The organism is Streptomyces subrutilus (genome assembly GCF_008704535.1).
Taxonomy (GTDB): domain Bacteria; phylum Actinomycetota; class Actinomycetes; order Streptomycetales; family Streptomycetaceae; genus Streptomyces; species Streptomyces subrutilus.
The window spans coordinates 7105662-7123826 of sequence record NZ_CP023701.1; the positions used below are offsets into that span (position 1 = coordinate 7105662).

Consider the following 18165-nt stretch of genomic DNA (forward strand, 5'->3'; position numbering starts at 1 on the left):
CGTTCTGCATGCCCTCGGGCGGTCGTCGCGGCCCCGTGGACGGCCCTCGGCGCAGCCCGCGGCGCCACGGGTGCGGCCCGTGCGGGCGCGCCGGGCGCGGCGCGCCGCGGTGGCGGCGCACCGGACACCGGACCTGCAGGTCGCCGGGCGCGTCGCATTGCGGGCGGGAAGCGGGAGGGGGTGTACGTCGTGCTCAACTTCCGGTGACGAAGGGCTTGATGGGGAAGGGGTGGCGAATTGCAGGATAAGTAAGGGAAGGCTAGCCTAACCACGTGCTCACAGTCGCCACAGCCGCCCACGGGGGTCGCGCCCCCTTCCGCCCGGACCTCGCCGCCCGTCCGGAGCTCCCCGTCCGACCCTCCGCCCCCGCGGCGCCGCCCCCGCGCACCGCCGCACCCGGCGCCCCGCTCGACGTGCGCCCGGCCCGGCTGCGCGACGCGGCCGGCCTGCACGCGCTCTCCCGTGCGTTCGTCCGCTCCGGGGCGCTGCGGGCCCGGCCGGCCGACCACTACCTGGACCACGTCGGTGAATTCCTCGTCGCCGGGGGCGGCGGCGGGGCCGGGGAGGGGCTCCACGGATGCCTCGCCCTGCGGGCCGAGGGCCCCGCGACCGCCGTCCTCTACAACTTCTGCGTGGCGCCGGGCAGTCAGGGCCGGGGCGTCGGATCGCTGCTGCTGTCCGCCGCGTACGCGCGGGCCCGCAGGTGCGGCGTTCGCGTGATGTTCACGGCCACCACCGGCTCCGCCGCCCTCTTCCTGCGCCACGGATTCGTGCCCTGCGCCCCGGCCGACGCGCCGGCCGGCTGGGCCGCGGCGCTCGACCCGGACCGCGGCTCCCGGGTGCTGCGCCTGACGGTGCGCTGAGGGATCCCCCCGCCCCCGGCTTGCGACGTGCGGGGTCGGGAGTCGCCGCCGAGCCGGTCGCGGGCGAGAAGTCCAAATCCACAAGTGCAAGCCTATTGGCGGGATATACAAGCATGCACCAGGCGATGTACGTCGATGGCATCGCACATGCACTATGGGGGGACTGTGGTTCCCGGCAGACGTGGAGGCGGCGACGGTGGCTGGTCCGACGGAAGGGCCCGGAGCGCGGAAGGTGCGGCGACGGCCGGACGCGCGGCGGCGGCGCCCCCTCCCCGGGCAGCCGCCCGCACCCCGCCCCGGTGCGCCGTCCCACCCGTGCGCCGCCCGGGCGGCCCCTTCCGATTCCTGCTCACGAGGCGAGGTATGGATCTCATGGATGTACGCAGCTTGGACGACAGCGCCGGAGAGGTCGACCAGGGCCCGGTCGGCCCCCGCCCCGCACACCACGGGCGGCCCGACCCGGACATCGCGCGGTTCATCGCCGACGCGCTGGGCGGAGCGCGCCGGGTGATCAACGTCGGCGCCGGATCCGGCTCCTACGAGTCCGCCGCCCGCGCGGTCACGGCGGTGGAACCCTCCCCGTCCATGCGCGCCCGGCGCTCCGTCGGCCTGCCGAGGGCGGTGGACGCCGTCGCCGAGGACCTGCCGTTCGCGGACGGGGAGTTCGACGGCGCCATGACCCTGTTCAGCGTGCACCAGTGGTCCGACGTGGAGACCGGCCTGCGCGAGCTGCGCCGGGTGACCCGCGGCCCCGTGGTGGTGCTGACCTGCGACCCCGACCGCGTCCGGAACTTCTGGCTGTACGGGTACGCGCCCGAGGTGCTCGACACCGAGGCACGGCGCCACCCGTCGGTCGCGACGATGGCCGCGGCCCTCGGCGGCCGCGGCAGCGTGCGGGCCGTGCCCATCCCGCTGGACTGCACGGACGGGTTCAACGAGGCCTACTACGGCCGCCCCGAAATGCTCCTGGACCCCGCCGCCCGCCAGGCCTGCTCGGCCTGGAGCTTCGTCGACGACGGGGTGCGCGAGCGGTTCACCACCCGGCTGCGCGCGGACCTCGACTCCGGGGCCTGGGACGAGCGCTTCGGCCACCTGCGCGGGCGGCCGTACTACGAGGGGTCGCTCGTCCTCGTCCGCGCCGTCCCGGAGGGGGAGGCCGAGGTGCCGGGGCCGGAGTGCCACTCCTCCTGGTAGGAGTGCCGCTGCTCCTTCCACGGGTCGGCGAGGTTGTGGAAGCCCCGCTCCTCCCAGAAGCCGCGCCGGTCGGCGGTCATGTACTCGATGGCGCGCAGCCACTTCGGGCCCTTGTAGCCGTACAGGTGCGGCACGACCAGGCGCAACGGGAAGCCGTGTTCGACGGTCAGCGGCTCGCCGTTGTGGTGGGTGGCCAGCAGGGTCCGACCGGAGGTGAAGTCGGAGAGCCGGAGGTTGGCGCTGTACCCGTACTCCGCCCAGGCCATGACGTGCGTGACCTGCGGGGCCGGGGGAGCAAGACCCAGGATCGCGGCGGCGGGGATCCCGAAGAACTCGTGCCCCGTCGTGGTGGGGCCGGACGCGCAGTGCAGATCGGTCTCGATCGTGATGCCGGGCAGCTCGGACACCTCGTCGAAGGTCCAGGCGTACTTGTCGCCGGTGGCGGTCGCGCCGAACACCTGGAGGTTCCACCGGTCGGGACGGAACTTGGGGACGGGGCCGTAGTGCGAGACGGGCCAGCCCTTGGCGAGGCGCTGCCCGGGAGGGAGCGGTGCGGTTCCCACGGAGTTCTCGTCCTCTTTCGCTGTCCGACGGCACGACGGCACGATGGCGGCGACGGCGGGGGTGCGCCGCCGCACCACGATCCTGCCAGCAACCCGGCCGGATGCCCGGCCACCCGCCGGGGCCGCCGGGCGCGCCCGGCCGGGCGTCAGCGGAGCAGGGCCGCGGCGTCGCCCATGACGATCACGGGACGCTGCTCCGGGTCCAGCCACAGCAGCAGCTCGCGCATCTGCGGCCTGGTCAGCGAGACGCAGCCCTGGGTCGGGCCGTTGTGGTCCACGTGCAGCCATATGCCGCCGCCCCGCTCCGCACCGAGCGGACGGGTCCGGTCCAGCGGTGTGGTGCCCGGCTCGCGGTTGTAGTCGATCGCCACCACGTAGTCGAAGGACCCGGCGAGCGGCTCGCCCAGGGATCCGGTGCCGCCGATGGTGAAGGCGGCCTCCCGGTCGTACGGCAGCCGCGTGCCCGGGTCGTCGAGCAGCCCGCCCGCGCCGGTGAGTCCGTAGACGCCCACGGGCGAGCGCAGGTCCCCCTCGACGTGGTGGTCGCTCCAGCCGCGCTCGCCGTTGTGCGCGGGCCAGCCGGCTCCGGCGAGCGGTTCCGGCATCCAGCCCCGCGCCGGGTCGCGCCGGTAGAGCCGCACCGAGGAGCGGGAGGAGTCCGGGCCCTCCCCGGTGACCACGACCGCCTGCCGGGCATCGGCCGGGACGGCGCCGCGGGTCGCGGCGCCGAGCCCGGGCAGCTCCGCGACGTGACCCCCCTGGGCCGCCACCCCGTTGCCCGTACGGACTCCGGGCGCCGGCTGCGGCTCGGGCGAGGAGCGGCCGTACCCCCACAGGGCGGTGAGCGCGGCCAGGAGGAGCACGGCGGGTACGGCGCGGCGCGCATGCATGGTGGGGTGGCACCTCTTCGTCGGGTCGGGGCGGTCGGCACGGCGCGGCGTGCCCGGAGCGCACACCACGCCGTCCGCACCCGACTGCCCCGGTCCGGCCGAAGTACGCCGGCCGGCCCCCTCGGCCCCCTCGGCCCCGTCGGAGGGGAGAACGGGGTTGTGGAAACATCAGCCCGAATCACCCGACGGTCAATGCCGTTGACCGCCCCCGGGCCGGATCAGCCGGAGGCCAGTTTCCGCTGGAGCCAGTCGAAGACGACCTCGCAGTGCAGTTGCGGGGCCATCGGGGAGCAGTGGAGCTGGGCGCCCTGGGCCGCGGTCAGCTTCACGTAGTCCTTGGGCGAGGTGAGCGCGTCGTAGAGGCGGCGGGGCTGACCGGGGTAGAACTGCTCGCCCTCGTAGTCCAGGACCAGGGTGGGCGCCTTGATGCGGCCGATCACGGAGGCGATGGACAGCGCCCGGATGCGGGTGGCGGGGGTGTAGAAGTCGGTGAACAGCCTGCCCTGACGCGCTTCGAGCATCGCCGGGACGGAGAACGGCTCGAAGCGCTTCTTCATCACGGCCGCCGCCGCCGCGGGCAGTTCCGGGACCACCCGCTTGTTCCAGATGTCGTTCGTCTGCTGCTTGTCCGGCGTGAGGATCTGGCGGATCTCGCCCGGGAAGCCCAGCCACGGCTCGACGCAGCCGGGCATGGCGACCACCGCCGCGAGCCGGTCCTCGAAGGCCGCCGCCCGGGGGACGAGGTCGCCCGCCATGCTCAGTCCGGTCAGAGCGATCCTGGCGGGGTCCACGTCGGGCCGGGCGGCCAGCCAGTCGACGAGCGGAGTGACGACCTTCTCCCAGGTGGGCGTGAACACCACCCGGTCCACGAAGAGCAACTGCCCCTGGCCCGGGCCGTCGTAGACGAGCGCGTTCCAGCCGCGTTCGAGCGCGGCCGGAACCCCGTAGGTCCACATGTCGACGTTCTGGCCGTCGCTGCCGTTGGTCAGGATCACCGTCGGGCGCGGGGTGCCCGACGCGTCGGGCCGGAAGAACCACACCGGCAGCGGCGTCGAGCCGTACGGCACCGTGGCCTTGACCGCGGCGGGCTCGCACAGGTCGCAGAAGGTGTCCCAGGCGCCGCGTCCGGCCCGGTACAGCCGCTCCTCGCTGCCCGGGTCGTCGGAGCCGAGGACGAAGAACAGCGCCTGCCCGTAGTACTGGGCCGCGCGCAGGGCGCGGAACCGCTTGCTCTGGTCGTCGGCCGGCGCGCCCGGGGGCGCCTTCAGGAGCTGGTCGCCGAGGGAGCGGAAGGTCTCGACGAACGTCTGCGCGGAGAGGCCGGAGCCGTTGATCGCGTTCACCGCGGTGAGGACCTCGCCGACCTCCGCGGCCCCGGCCCCGGCGGCGCCGAGCGCGAGGAGGCCGTTGAAGTTGTACGCGGGGTCCTTGAAGAGCGTCATCGCACCGGGAGTGAGGCCGCCCGATGCCGCACCGGTGGAAGCGGAGCCGCCGGGGGTGGCCGCGGGCGAGCCGGGTGAACCGCCCGGAGCGCAGCCCGCGGCGAGCGCCGCCCCCGCCCCCGCACCGGCGACGAGCAGGGCGCGGCGGGTCGGGCCGGACGCGGGGGCGAGGGGCGGGTGCGGCGGGTGCGGTGAGCGCGGTGCGTGCGTCATACCAGCGGAACGTAGCCCGGAGCCGGTGCGCCGACATCTCGGGCCGCCTCCGAACGGCCCACGCCCTCCACGGGCCGCGGGCCCGCCCGGCGTGCCAACCCGCTGGTCACGGCCGCCTCCGCGACTCCGGGACCCGTGCCCGGGCCGTGCCCGGGCGAGGGACGGGCAGGCGTCCGCCGCCGCGCCGCGCCGCGCCGCGCGCCCGCCACCCCGCCCGCCCGTCAGCCCGCGGTGTCCTCGGGGGTGTTCTCGCCCGACTCCTCGGCCGTCCCCGCGACCACCCATGCCGCGTAGGCCTCCGAACGGCCCGTCACCGGCAGCGCGATCCACTCCGGCACGTCGTAGGGGTGCTCCCGCGCGACCCACGCGCCCAGAGCCGCCAGCCGCGCCGCCGTCGTCTTGTACGAGACGCGCCACTCGGTGGCCGTCTCGACCTCGCCCCGCCACCGGTACACGGCGGTCAACGGCGGGTCGACGTGGGCGCAGGCGGCGAGCCGCGCCTCCACCGCGCCGCGCGCGAGGCGCCGGGCCCCCGCCTCGTCGTCGACGGTGGTCTGCGCGAGCACGACGTCCGGCGCCGCGCCCTCCTCCGGCACTGCCACGGCGGTCCCTTCCGTTGCGATCCGGCGCCGAGCGTACCGCGGGCCCCGCGGGCCGGACGGCGGCCCGGCCTACATCCCCTCCGCCCCCTCGCCGTCCCGGTCCTCCGCGGCCGTCTGCGACCGCCCCAGCAGCAGGTTCCAGCGCCCCGCCCGCCCGGTCAGCGTGGTGACCGTGTCCGGCGGGGCGTCGAGCCGCCAGAAGGCGGCCGCCGGCAGCCGCAGCGCGTGCACCACGGCCGCCCGTACGACGGCCTGCTCGGCCGGCAGCCGGTGGGTGCCCGGGGCCAGCCGGTCCAGGTGCGCGCCGACCCGCAGGACGAGGGCGTCCACCGACTCCCCGCCGGGCGGCGCGTACGAGGGGTCGCAGAGCCAGCGCCGCACCCCCTCCGGGTCCCGCTCCGCGACCTCGTCCAGCGTCCGCCCGGCCCACTCCCCGGTGTCCAGGCCGCTCAGCCCGGCCCGCGCGGCCCCGGCCGCTGCCCCGTGGCCGAAGCGGCCCCGGCGGGCCTCGGGGGTCAACGGGAGCGTGACGAGCCGAACTCGTACCAGGGGGGTCTTCATCAGGGCAGCGTAAGCGCGGTACGGTCTCGGACGACAAGACGACGGTACGACGGAAGCACCGGTGGGAATCCGGCACGGTCGCGCCACTGTGAAACCTCCCGGAAGGGGGAGGGAAGTCAGACCCGCCACCGTCGTCGAAGGCACCACTGACCGGGACGCGTGTTCCCTCTGGAGGTTTTCAGCCATGGCTTCTCCTGCCGTGCCCACAACGGCTCCTGCCGCCACCCCCATCACCCCCGTCTCGCTGAAGGAACTGGCCCCCTGGGCCCTGTTCGTCGGCGTCCTGATGCTCGTCCTGCTGTACTTCGTCGGCGCCGAACAGGGCGCCACCTCCGTGTTCCAGGGCGAGAACATCCACGAGTGGCTGCACGACGGCCGCCACCTGCTCGGCTTCCCCTGCCACTGACCGGCACGCACCGGCCGCCGGCCCCCCCGGGGCCGTCCCCGGCCACCCGCCACCGGCTCCCGGCCGGCGATCCCCGATCGCCGGCCGCCGAGCCATGGCCTCCGGCGGCCGGCCGCCGGCCCCGGACCGCGCTCCACCGATCGCGTGCCACAGAATCATCCGAGGGGAACCGAACTCGTGAACTCCATATCCGTGCGTGCCCTGCTCGTCAGGGGCATGCTCGCCGGCCTGCTGGCCGGCGCCGCCGCCTTCCTGGTCGCCTACGTCCTGGGCGAATCCAAGGTCGACGCGGCCATCGCCATCGAGGAAGCCGCCTCCGCCGGCCACGACCACGGCGAGGACGCCCCGGTCAGCCGGGCCCTCCAGGCCACGGCGGGCCTCGGCACCGGCGTCCTGCTCTACGGTGTCGCGCTCGGCGGCATCGCCGCGCTCGTCTTCTGCTTCGCCCTGGGCCGCATCGGCCGGTTCTCGCCCCGGGCCACCGCCGTCCTCGTCGCCACGGGCCTGTTCGTCACCGTCACCCTGGTGCCGTTCTTCAAGTACCCGGCGAACCCGCCGGCCGTCGGCGACCCCGAGACGGCCGGCAAGCGGACCGCGCTCTACCTCCTGATGATCGCCCTGAGCCTGCTGCTCGCGGTGGCCGCGGGCATCCTGGGCAAGCGCCTGGCCCCGTCCCTGGGCACCTGGAACGCCACCGTCGTGGCCGCCGCGGCCTTCGTCGCCGCGATCGGCCTGTCGTACGCCTTCCTGCCGCCCGTCAACGAGGTCCCGGCCGACTTCCCCGCCACCCTCATCTGGCAGTTCCGGCTGGCCTCGCTGGCCATCCAGGCCACCCTGTGGGCCGTCTTCGGCGTGGCCTTCGCCGCCCTGGCCCAGCGCGTGCTGGTCCCGGCCCCGGCCGCCCGCGAGCGCGAGACGGCGCAGCCGGCGGGCTGAGGCACCCGGCGGCCGGGCGGTGTACGGGGGCGCCGGCCCCCGTACACCGCCCGGCCCGGTCAGCCCGCGCCGTCGCCCCCGTCCGCTCAGCCGGCCAGGGGCTGCGCGTCCGCGCGGGCGTGGAACGCACGCCGGTACGCGCTCGGCGACATCCCGACGATCCGGGCGAAGTGCGCCCGCAGGCTGGCCGCACCGCCGAAGCCGCAGGTGGCGGCGATCCAACCGACGGACCGGTCGCTGGTCTCCAGGTACTGCTGGGCCCGCCGCACCCGCTGCTGCAGCACCCACCGCAGCGGTGACATCCCCAGCGCCTCGGCGAACCGGCGCTCCACGGTGCGCACGCTCACGTGCGCCCGGGCGGCCAGGTCCGCGGCCGACAGCGGCAGGTGCAGGTGCGCGTCGGCCCAGTCCATCAGCCCGGCCAGCCAGTCGCCCCGGGGCGCGGACGGGAGCGGCCTGCGGTACTGGGGCTGGGCGCCGTCGCGGTGCGGCGGCGTGACCAGGCCGCGGGCCAACTCGGCCGCCACCGCCGCCCCGTGGTCGACCCGCACCACGTGCAGACAGGCGTCGATGCCGGCGACCGTGCCCGCGGAGGTGATCACGCCGCCGTCCTCCACGTACAGCACGGAGGCGTCGACGCGGACGGCGGGATGGCGTCGGGCCAGCTCCTGCGCGTGCAGCCAGTGGGTGGTGGCCCGGCGCCCGTCGAGCACCCCGGCGGCCGCCAGGACGAAGGCGCCGGAACAGATGGACAGGATGCGTATCCCGCGCGCGTACGCCTCCCGCACGACGTCCACCAACTCCCCGGGCGGCTCCTCGTGCACGTTCGTACAGGCCGGGACCACGAGGGTGTCCACCTCGTCCAGGCTCCAGCCCCGTGCGTCCGGCGCGAGGGTGAACCCGGGGCTCAGCCGCACGGGCGCGTTCCCGACGGGAACCGCGGCGAACCGGTACCAGGGGTCGGCCAGATGGGGCCGGTCCACCCCGAACACCTGGCACGGCACGGCTGCTTCGAAGATCGGCATGTCGTCGGTGACGGCCATGACGACGCGGTGGGCGGTCATGTCGCGAACCTAGCGCACGGTGTCGCCCCGGACGATGGCCGCCCGGGACGCCGTCGAGCATGATCGGAACGCGCCCATACGACCGGAGTTGGAGAAGGACCGATGACGGAACACGACGACGGCCGAACCGAGACCGCACCCGCCCACGCACCCGCACCCGCGCCCGGGAACCGGGTGATCGCGGTGTTCGGCGGCTACGGCCACACCGCCCGGTTCGTCACGGCGGAACTGCTGGAACGCGGTTGGACGCCGGTGCTGTCCGGTCGGGACGGGGCGAAGCTGGAGGCCGCCGCGGCCCGCCACGGCGTGGAGTGGCGGGTCGCCTCCGCCGCCGACCCGGCGTCGCTGGACCGCGCGGTCGCCGGAGCGGTCGCCGTGATCAACTGCGCCGGCCCCTTCGCCGAGACCGCTCCGCCGCTCGTCGAGGCAGCGCTGCGCGCCCGGATCCACTACCTGGACGTCACCGGCGAAGTGCTCGTCGCCAGGGACACCTTCGACACCTACCGGGACGACCCGCGCGTGAAGGAGGCGGGCATCGTGGTGGCCCCGGTGATGGCCTTCTACGGCGCGGTGGGCGACCTGCTCGCCACCGCCGCCATGGGCGACTGGGCGTCCGCCGACGAGATCTCCCTCGCGGTCGCCCTGGACAGCTGGCAGCCGACCCGCGGCACCCGGCTGGCCGGTGCCCGCAGGGCCGGGCGGCGGCTGGTGTTCGAGGACGGCCGGCTCCAGGTCCGGGCGGCCGACGAGCCCGTCCCGACGACGACCTGGACGTTCCCCGAGCCGTTCGGGACCGAGGAGGTGGTGGGGGAGTTCTCCACCACCGACGTGGTCAGCGTCTCCCGGCACCTGGCGACCGGACGGATCAACGCCTACCTGAACGCCGCCCCGCTGAACGACCTCGGCGACCCGGGGGCGCGGGGCCCGCAGCCGGCCGACGCGTCGGGCCGGTCGGCCCAGGTCTTCGTGGTCGAGGTCGTCGTCCGCCGGGGCAGTGAGGAGCGGCGGGTGTCGGCGCGCGGGCGCGACATCTACGCCGTCACCGGTCCCGTCGTGGTGGAGGCCGCCGAACGGATCGTGACCGGCCGGGCCGCCGCCGCCGGGGTCCGCACCGCCGGGGAGCTCTTCGACGCCGGTGACTTCCTGCGGTCCCTGCCGCTGGACGCGCTGGACCTGGGGGAGTGAACGCAGGGGGCCGAGGGACGCCCGGTACGGGGCGGTGGGCCGAGGGGCGACGGGCGCGGCCGGGCACGCCGCCGGGGCCGTCCGGCACCGCGCCGGCCGGACGGCCCCGGTGACCGTACGAGCCCCGGTGACCGTACGGGCCGCGGACTACGGCTTCTGGAAGCCTGAGGAATCCGTTCTCCTCCACGCCGCCGGGGCGCAACAGCCCCCGGTAGGCATCCGTGAACCCCTCCCACGGCGCGATCGCCCTCAGCGACGGCGGCCGGGTGGATGCCGCCCGCCACTGCGTGAGCGCCAGATACGACACCCCGAGCATCCCGACGGCTCCGCTGCTCCACGGCTGGGCCCCGGCCCACTCGATCAGGTCGTGGACGTCCTCACCCTCCTGGGCCGACAGCAGCGACCCGACGCCATCGGACGTGCCCGCGCCCCGCACGTCGCAGTTCACCACCGCGTAGCCCCGCCCGACCCACCACACCGGGTCGGGCCCCTCCCAGGTCGTGAGCGACGAGAAGACCAGGGGCCCGGTCTGGCGCATGGCCCGGTAGCGGAACGACAGCTTGGGCCGACCCGACGCGGTGAACTCGGGCAGGTCGTCCTTCCCATACGGGTGGGCGAAGAGGATCACAGGGACAGGCGTGTCATCCGGCGGCCGGTACACGTTGACCCGAAGGACCGTGCCGTCCCGGGTGACGACCGGGCAGTCGTTCTCGACGCGCACCCTGCCCGGTTCCGGGCGGTACACCGAGATGTCCGGCCGCAGCATCCCCGAAAGGCGGCCAAAAGCATACCCGCCCCGTCCCGGCCGGCTCCACGGCTTGTCGTGCCCGGCTTCGTCATCGCGGCTGCTGCTCATAGGACCGGCTTCCGTACCCCCGAGTCCCTGATCTGGCACTCAGGACAAACGATGGCAAGGGTAAGAGGGGTCAGTAACTCGGGGCCGCACAGCGCGGGGGATGTGCTGCCCGACTCCGGAACGGACACCTACAGCGTCCCCCCACGACGTGCCCGGGAACACCTCGGACCAGATCCGCGACCAAGGCGGCCCCGCACTTCTCGGCGCGCACCTGCCCTGCCTCCAGGCCGACACCTGCTTCAAGGACGGCCCCGCCTCCACCACGGCCGGGCGGCTCGTGGACGCGACCCTGCGTTTCCTGACGGCACCGTCCTCCGCCCCCGGCCGCGCCTGCGTCCCGGGTCCGGATCTCCCCGGCGGCGGCCCGCTCCCGCTCGACCACCACCCCGGCCGCCGCGGGCTCCCGGACAACCGGCCCGGGCGGAGGCCCGCGGTCCCCGCCCACCGGCAGCAGCCCGCGCCGGGCAAGGGTGCGAGGCGTTCGCTGCGACGGCGGCGGGCTCCCGTACCCGGAAGCGGACGTCACGGGCGGTGTGCGGTGCCGGCGCCTCCCCGCCCGGCGGCCACCCGTGTTCGGAGGGGCCCCGGCGGACCGGAAGCGTGCAGTCATCTGTGCGGTGTGGGGGCGGGATCGGCGCCCGCCCCGCTCCTGCCTCCGCTGCTCCTGGTGCTGTCGCGGCCGGCCCGGGAGGCGCGCGCCTCGCGCATGGCAGGCCGACGATCCGGGGGCGCGCTTCCGGCAGGCCGCGTACCCGTACCCGCATGCGCTCCCGCGCCGACTCCGGGTCTGCCCCCGGCACCTCGCCCGCACTCGTGCGGGCGAGGTGCCGGTCACAGCCGTGTGAAGTCCGTGCGGGCGACGTAGTCGGAGAAGTCACGGGCGGCGCGGCCGAGGACTTCGTGGACACCGTCGACGGGTTCAGCCCCCCGTTCCTCGCTGATGTGCTCGTAAAGGTCGTGCAGGTCGTCCACCATGTGATCGGGGTAACCGGCGGCCGTGAACTCGGCACGGTGTGCGTCCAGTGAGATCGGGACGAAGCGCAGTGGCCTGCCGGACGCCTCGGCGAGTTCCGCGACGGCGTCGCCGAAGCTCAGAGACCGGGGACCGGACAGGACGTAGATGCGTCCGGCATGGCCTTGCCGCGTGAGCACGACGGCTGCGACCTCGGCAAGGTCCTCAAGGTCGATGAAGGCTTCCCGCCCGTTGCCCGTGGGCAGGGCGAGCTCGCCGGTGTCCCACAGGCTGCCGAACATGCCGAGTTCCTCGGTGAAGTTCTGGGCGAACCACGAGGGGCGCAGGATCGTCCACTCGAGGCCGGAGGCCTTCACGGCCTCTTCGATGCGCATCCACCAGGTTCCGCCGATCTCACCGTAGGGGCGGCCGGAGAGGTACACGAGCCTGCGGACGCCGGTACGTGCGGCGAGAGCCGAGAAGTCGGCGATCTCCGCAGGGGCCTCAGGCCCCATGGAGTCGACGATGTAGACGGCCTCCATACCCGTAAGGGCGGGCTCCCATGTCGCACGGTCCGTCCAGTCGAAGCGGGTCGCGCTGCGGCGGGACGCCACCCGCGGGGTCACACCACTGCGCCGCAGCGCTTCGGCAACACGGCGGCCAGTCTTGCCGGTGCCGCCAAGGACGAGGATCTGGGAAAGGTTGCTGGTCATGGGTCCCACTAGACAGCACACCGGCGGGACGGTCGATGGCCAATGGTCTCAATCCGATGTTCATCCGTCTCGCTTTCGCGGGCATCGGTCGTAGGCTGGGACCGTGAACGATGCTTTGACCGCGCTGCTCCAGGACGTGCGGGCACGTGGGGCCGTGTTTGATCAGTCAGCCCTCGTCCCGCCGTGGTCCCTGCGCTTTGCCGACCCCGGACCCCTGGGGGTGCTGACCATGCTCAGCGGCAACGCGTGGCTCCGCCCGGACGGCGGCGAACCAACGCCGCTGAACCGGGGCGATGTCGCGATCGTCGTGGGTCCCCAGCCCTACACGGTCGCCGACTCGCCCGACACCGCGCCCGTGGCGATCGTGGGCGAACACGGCATCTGCGCCATCCCCGGGGGCAGCCGGATCACGGCGGACGAGCTGGCCATGTGCGCCACCGGCACCACCACCGCCGAGACGATCCTGCTCAGGAGCTCCTACCCGGTGCGCGGGCGGGTCTCCGACCGCGTCCTCACCTCCCTGCCCCGCGTAGCCCTCGTACCCGCGGGTCCCGAACGGTCCCTGCCCCTGGCAATGATTGAAGCCGAGCTGCGCAAGGACGCGCCGGGGCGCCAGGCCCTCCTCGACCGCTTGCTCGACACCTTGCTCATCACCACCCTCAGGGACTGGTTCGACCGCTCCGAAGCCGGTGCGCCGGCCTGGTACCGGGCGCACGGCGACCCGGCCGTCGGGCACGCCCTGAAACTCATCCATACCGAACCCGCCCGCCCCTGGACCGTCGCCTCCCTCGCCGCCGAGACAGGCATGTCACGCGCACGCTTCGCCCTGCGCTTCGCCGACCTCGTCGGCCAGCCGCCCATGACCTACCTCACCGAGTGGCGCCTGTGCCGCGCCGCGGACCTTCTCTCCGATACGGACGCGACACTCGACGCCATCGCCCGCCAGGTGGGCTACTCCAACGCCTACACCCTGAGCGTGGCCTTCAAGCGCGCCAGCGGCATCCGCCCGAGCGAACACCGCGCCGCCGCACGCAGCGTCCGGTCTCCAGCGCATGGCCCGCACTGATCGCCGTCTCCGCCCCCCCAAGCCCGGCGCCTAACCTGCCCAGGCGACCGCGGTACGGACGTCCGTGCTGCTGCCGCTTGTTCGGGGGGCTCCGCCGCCCGAGGTATGGCGGCCGCGTTGACCCGTGCGGGCCGCGCTGTCGGGTGATCGTGTGCAGGGGCAGCGACGCGGGGCAGATGTCGAGCGCTTTTCGGTAGTTGCCCAGGCCGTGATAGAGGAGGGCGCCAAAGGGATGGGAGGTGAAGCGGCCGGGTGTGGTGTCGGCCCGGCTGTACAGGTGCTCGGCGCGGGTGAGGGTGCGCAGGGCTGCGGTGTGGTCGTGGTGGGCCTGGACCGCGGCGAGTCCGGCGGACGTGTAGGCCCGCACCCCGTGGGAGGCGCGGCAGGCCTGTTCGTCGGCGCGTTCGGCGAGCTGGAGGACGTGCCGGTGGCGTTGGTAGCCGAGGTACTGGATTGGGTGTGCGCGGCATGCGGACCCCTTGAGCGTGAACGACGAGATGGATCCGAACGCGGTCCGCCACCGGCCCCGCACGTGATCTGCATACCAGGGTGCGCGGGGCCGGTTCCAGAGCGGGAGTGCCCGCCCGACCGGGCCGCGCCCGCAAACCACCCGCAGAGGTGGCGCCGAAGGCTACCGGCGCAGGGGCTCGGGTCCCCGAGCCACTGCGCCGGCCCGATCCGCATCCGCAAGCCGCGGCTCGTCCTTGTTCCCTGGGCAGGGCGTGTCCGGGCGGGGCACCTCCTGCCGCCAGCCGTCGTTCTGGTCGATGCGGACGGTCATCAGCTCGGCGGTTCCCATGACGCGTAGCGACCACGGCGTCCAAGACGCGCAGCCGATGGAAGGGGCTCAGCTGCCGTTGACGTGCGTACGAGGGGTCGCGTCGGGGAGCAGGGAGGAAGTGCCGTCGTTCCAGATGAAGCGCCAGCCTTCGCGGATCCGGATCCGGATCCGGATGCGGACACGGGGGTCCTTGTGGATGTTGCGGACGCATGCGGCACGGATTCGTGTTCGGCGATGGCCCGGATTGCTCGACCCAGCCTGCCGACGCCGATCAGGGTGCTGCTGACGTGGCCCAGGTCTCCAGCATCGGGTTGCCGATCCCGACGATGCCGGCGTGCGCCGCCCCTGCGGGATCAGAACGGTTCTCACCGCGGGTCCCGGCGTCCGGCCTGAGTGCGGGGCGGTGGCGGAAGCGTTCTTTCGTGTGTGAGGCCGTTTTCCGGGATTCGTAAACTGACCCGTTTGGGGAATAAGGATATTGAAGAATCGCTCCTTCTCGTCCGCCGGTCGGGCCGACGATGCCACCGGACTTGAAGTTGTTGGTGTCATGCCGGGTTGACGTCGAGGCGGTGGCCAGATGAGCATTTCGTGCATCCTTCAACCGCTGTTGAGATGACGTTCGGAAAGTCGTATCCGGCGGAGGGTGCGGGCATGAACGAGGACGTCGCTCGTGGAGTTGGCGTGCCGTCCAGCTCGGCGCCCTTCTTCAGTCACTGTGGACGTTCCTGGAACCAGGAACGTGCTGGAGGCCCTGATTTGATCGCGGTTCAGTGATCTGTGAGTACCGCAGGCGCGAGGGCTACCCACGCGCCCCGCCCAGCGCCGTCTCGCGCTCCGGCAAAACGCCGCGCTTTTGGCTGGTTGCAGCCATCGCAGACCGGAACGGGAACGCCTGGCCACGTCGTGTTCGCCGCCGGGACGGAGCGCCACCCACCTCGCCTGGCACGAAGCAGACAGCGACCCTGAATCGCTCGCCCATTCGGTAGAGGCATCCGGCACCCTTCAGATCTCGGTTGTCCGCCCGGCAGGAACATCTCCGTATCCCAGGCGGCAGCCGTATCATACGTCCGTAGAATTCACAGCTGCCGTATTTCGGACGGTGAATGGATAGCCGACCGCACGTCGCACCTTGAAACGCTACGGCCTGATCCCGGCTCTGCGCAGGCCAGTCACTGGCTGAGCTACACCCCTGAGAGGGAGCGGACGGCGTATCGCAGAAAAGGTGGGCACTTCGAGCGCTGGACCATTGCGCTCTGCACGCCACGCATTCGACAGCACAGTATGGGAAAGGCATATTCCGCCGACGAGAAGGCTCCGAGTCCCGCACTCAACAGCCGGATACGGAAGCCACAGAGCTGAGTCGTGTGCGAGGGCCGCAAGGCAGGACCGGTGGCTCCAGGCGCAGCTGAACCTCCATCCTTCGCCGTGGCTACGACTCTCGGCGACCTGGTTGATCTCTCTTCTCCGGGAGGCGTTCTCCATGACCGTCCTGGCCACGCCGTGTGCCCCTCTTGAACCCGAAACCGTGCCCGCGACCATCGAGACCATGCTGTACGAGTTCCTCGACGGGCAGGTCCGCGCCGCCGCCGACCTCCCTGAACTCGCCCTGTTCACGGACCTTTTGCGCACCATGATCGCAGCGGGCGGGAAACGGATCCGGCCCGTGCTGTGCCTGGTGGGCTGGCAGGCCGCAAGCGACCTGGCACCCCCGCCGGCGGTCTGGCGGGTGGCGGCCTCGCTGGAGCTGTTCCACCTGTTCGCCCTGATCCACGACGACATCATGGACGCCTCACCCACCCGCCGCGGCAAGCCCACCGCCCACCACCGCCTCGCCACCCACCACGCCGGCCGGCCCGACGCCGACACCCTCGGCACCAACGCCGCGATCCTCCTGGGCGACCTCGCACTCGGCTGGTCCTACGAGCTCCTGCACACCTCCCACCCCAGCCCGACCACCGAACACGCCAGCCGCGCCTGGCCCCTGCTGAACGCCCTGCGCACCGAAACCCTCGTCGGCCAGTACCTCGACCTCCTGGCCTCCGGACCAACCCCCACCACCCTCCCCACCGTCAGCGCGGCCTGCCGCGTGATCCGCTACAAGACCACCAAATACACCTGCGAACGTCCCCTGCACCTCGGTGCGCACCTCGCCGGAGCCGGCCCGGACGTGCTCGCCGCGCTCTCGGCCTACGCGCTGCCGCTGGGCGAGGCATTCCAGCTCCGCGACGACCTGCTCGGCGTGTACGGAGCACCGGAGCGCACCGGGAAGTCCGTCATGGATGACTTCCGGGAAGGCAAGCAGACCGTGCTCGCCGCCACCGCTCTGGCGCGTGCCACCCCGGCACAGGCTCACACCCTGCACGCCGGCCTCGGTAACCCGTACCTGACCTGCGCCGAAGCGGCACGGATGCGCCAGATCATCACCGACACCGGAGCTCAGGCCACCGTCGAGAACCTGATCACCGAACGGTACGAGCAGGCCTTGGCCGTCCTCGACCACGCACCGCTGCGGCCTCCGGCCGTCGCCTTCCTGCGGACGATGGCCGCTGCGGTGGCCACCCGTACCTCCTGAGGCCGGGAGCCCAGCCCATCCCTTCCGCACTACCGACGGAGAACGCCATGCACACGATCCCGGACCCGAGCGCACCGAACCTGCTGCGGCTGCCGCCGCTGTACTGCCCCATCGACGCCGCGATTCACCCCGAGTACGACAGCATCGAACGCGACTCCCGGGCCTGGATGGACCGCTACCACCTCTACACCAGCGACATCGACCGGGCCTGGGTCATCGCACGACACTACGCGGAGGCCATGGCCCGCATCTATCCCGAAGGCCTCACCGACCGCGTCGCGCTCACCGCGCGATGGCTGCACTGGATCTTCTACGTCGACGACGTCCGCATGGAAACCGCCGTCAACGTCACCAAGCTCGCCTCGGCGATCAGCCTCACCAGCCACCTCCTCCGCGTCATGGAGTCCCCGGCCACCGAACCGACGGCGGAACAGACCGGACCGGTCGCCGCGCTGCAGTCCCTCATGGCCTCGGTCCAAGCCGTCGCCACCCCGACCCAGCTGCACCGGTTCGTCGAGGCCCACCGCAAGTGGTTCCACGCCATCCTGTGGGGGATGGCCGCCCCCACCCCCGCCAGCCTGGACGAGTTCCTGCACCTGCGGATGCTCAACGCCGGCGGCGCCGCCAGCCTGTCCTGGTCGGAGATCACCACCGGCGAGGAGATCCCCGGGGACGAATTCCATTCACCCGCCATGCGCGCACTCCAGGAGTCGTCATTCCTGATGATGGCCCTCGACAACGATCTCCTCTCCTACAACCGCGAAAGCCTCATCGACGGAACCCACATCAACATCGTGATGGTGCTCGCCCGGCTGAACGACTGCCCGCCCGAACAAGCCCTCCACCAGGCCGTGGCCATGCGAGACCGCCTGACGACACTGTTCCTACGCCTCCGTGAGCAGGAATTCCCCAGGCTGAGCGCCCCCGCGAAGGCCTACGTCGCGGACCTCGACTACGCCATCCGCTCCAACCTCGACTGGGGATCCAACTCCGCCCGCTACACCGCCGTAACCCCCCGCACCCAGCTCCCACCCAGCAACCCCGCCCCCATCCCGCTGACCCTCACCGACCACCCCAGCGACCCCAGCACCGAACCCCTGCCCTGCCCCTCGATCGCCTGGTGGTGGCAACAACTACGCTGACCCGCCCCCTTGACCTCGACCATCTCCTGCGACCGGCGCACCGCGGCCCGGTGGCTCAGCGCCACCGGGCCGCGGACGTCCCCCTTTGGGTGTCCACCGCGCCGTGCTCCCGCCCCGGTCCGCCGAAGCCGGTCGCGGAGAACGACCTGGCTCGTCCGGCAACC

The 18165-nt window shown here is 73.1% G+C and carries 15 protein-coding genes and 1 pseudogene; 8 read left to right on the forward strand and 8 right to left on the reverse strand.

The window, feature by feature from the left end:
- Window positions 1–272: 272 nt before the first annotated feature.
- Both CP968_RS31770 and CP968_RS31775 read left to right on the forward strand, forming a co-directional pair.
- Entirely contained in the window at window positions 273–863 is a 591-nt protein-coding gene (locus tag CP968_RS31770) for a GNAT family N-acetyltransferase (RefSeq protein ID WP_306419970.1), read from the forward strand.
- Window positions 864–1235: 372 nt separating this feature from the next.
- A complete protein-coding gene (locus tag CP968_RS31775) occupies window positions 1236–2057 on the forward strand; it encodes a class I SAM-dependent methyltransferase (RefSeq protein WP_150521270.1) in 822 nt (273 codons plus the stop codon).
- Here the strand turns inward: CP968_RS31775 and CP968_RS31780 are convergent.
- From CP968_RS31780 to CP968_RS31800, 5 genes are all read right to left on the reverse strand, one after another.
- Window positions 1973–2620 (reverse strand): molybdopterin-dependent oxidoreductase, encoded by a 648-nt coding sequence (locus CP968_RS31780; protein ID WP_150521271.1) that lies wholly within the window; start codon window positions 2618–2620, stop codon window positions 1973–1975. The genes CP968_RS31775 and CP968_RS31780 overlap by 85 nt on opposite strands.
- Window positions 2621–2766: 146 nt before the next feature.
- Window positions 2767–3510 carry a L,D-transpeptidase family protein gene (locus tag CP968_RS31785; RefSeq protein ID WP_150521272.1) on the reverse strand — a complete coding sequence of 248 codons (744 nt, stop codon included), beginning with the start codon at window positions 3508–3510 and terminating at the stop codon, window positions 2767–2769.
- 218 nt (window positions 3511–3728) lie between these two features.
- Window positions 3729–5165 carry an alpha/beta hydrolase family protein gene (locus CP968_RS31790; protein WP_150521273.1) on the reverse strand — a complete coding sequence of 479 codons (1437 nt, stop codon included), beginning with the start codon at window positions 5163–5165 and terminating at the stop codon, window positions 3729–3731.
- A 221-nt stretch (window positions 5166–5386) separates the two neighbouring features.
- Window positions 5387–5767: a divalent-cation tolerance protein CutA gene (gene cutA, locus CP968_RS31795; protein WP_229886909.1), complete on the reverse strand. Its 381-nt coding sequence runs from the start codon at window positions 5765–5767 to the stop codon at window positions 5387–5389.
- Between the two features lie 69 nt (window positions 5768–5836).
- A complete protein-coding gene (locus CP968_RS31800) occupies window positions 5837–6328 on the reverse strand; it encodes a histidine phosphatase family protein (protein ID WP_150521274.1) in 492 nt (163 codons plus the stop codon).
- Between the two features lie 184 nt (window positions 6329–6512).
- Here CP968_RS31800 and CP968_RS31805 point away from each other — a divergent pair, with 184 nt between their 5' ends.
- Together CP968_RS31805 and CP968_RS31810 are read left to right on the forward strand one after the other, a co-directional pair.
- On the forward strand, window positions 6513–6734 hold the full coding sequence (locus tag CP968_RS31805; RefSeq protein WP_150521275.1) for a CbtB domain-containing protein: 222 nt from the start codon (window positions 6513–6515) through the stop codon (window positions 6732–6734).
- Window positions 6735–6911: 177 nt separating this feature from the next.
- Window positions 6912–7670: a CbtA family protein gene (locus CP968_RS31810; RefSeq protein ID WP_150521276.1), complete on the forward strand. Its 759-nt coding sequence runs from the start codon at window positions 6912–6914 to the stop codon at window positions 7668–7670.
- A gap of 86 nt (window positions 7671–7756) precedes the next feature.
- Here the strand turns inward: CP968_RS31810 and CP968_RS31815 are convergent, their stop codons facing one another.
- The gene (locus tag CP968_RS31815) at window positions 7757–8734 is read right to left on the reverse strand and encodes a helix-turn-helix domain-containing protein (protein ID WP_150521277.1); all 978 of its coding nucleotides are present in this window, start codon (window positions 8732–8734) and stop codon (window positions 7757–7759) included.
- Window positions 8735–8836: 102 nt separating this feature from the next.
- On the opposite strand from CP968_RS31815, the gene CP968_RS31820 reads away from it, so the two are divergent.
- Complete coding sequence (locus CP968_RS31820) at window positions 8837–9919, forward strand: saccharopine dehydrogenase family protein (protein ID WP_150521278.1); 1083 nt, start codon at window positions 8837–8839, stop codon at window positions 9917–9919.
- Between the two features lie 220 nt (window positions 9920–10139).
- Here the strand turns inward: CP968_RS31820 and CP968_RS35135 are convergent.
- Window positions 10140–10775, reverse strand: a pseudogene (locus CP968_RS35135) (CocE/NonD family hydrolase); the annotation flags it as partial.
- A gap of 831 nt (window positions 10776–11606) precedes the next feature.
- Window positions 11607–12440 carry an NAD(P)H-binding protein gene (locus tag CP968_RS31830; RefSeq protein WP_150521279.1) on the reverse strand — a complete coding sequence of 278 codons (834 nt, stop codon included), beginning with the start codon at window positions 12438–12440 and terminating at the stop codon, window positions 11607–11609.
- Window positions 12441–12543: 103 nt separating this feature from the next.
- Here CP968_RS31830 and CP968_RS31835 point away from each other — a divergent pair, with 103 nt between their 5' ends.
- The 3 genes from CP968_RS31835 (at window position 12544) to CP968_RS31845 (ending at window position 18001) form a co-directional block, all read left to right on the forward strand.
- Complete coding sequence (locus CP968_RS31835; RefSeq protein ID WP_150521280.1) at window positions 12544–13506, forward strand: AraC family transcriptional regulator; 963 nt, start codon at window positions 12544–12546, stop codon at window positions 13504–13506.
- 2306 nt (window positions 13507–15812) lie between these two features.
- Complete coding sequence (locus tag CP968_RS31840) at window positions 15813–16859, forward strand: polyprenyl synthetase family protein (RefSeq protein ID WP_229886967.1); 1047 nt, start codon at window positions 15813–15815, stop codon at window positions 16857–16859.
- A 47-nt stretch (window positions 16860–16906) separates the two neighbouring features.
- A complete protein-coding gene (locus CP968_RS31845; RefSeq protein ID WP_150521282.1) occupies window positions 16907–18001 on the forward strand; it encodes a terpene synthase family protein in 1095 nt (364 codons plus the stop codon).
- The last annotated feature ends 164 nt before the right edge of the window (window positions 18002–18165 follow it).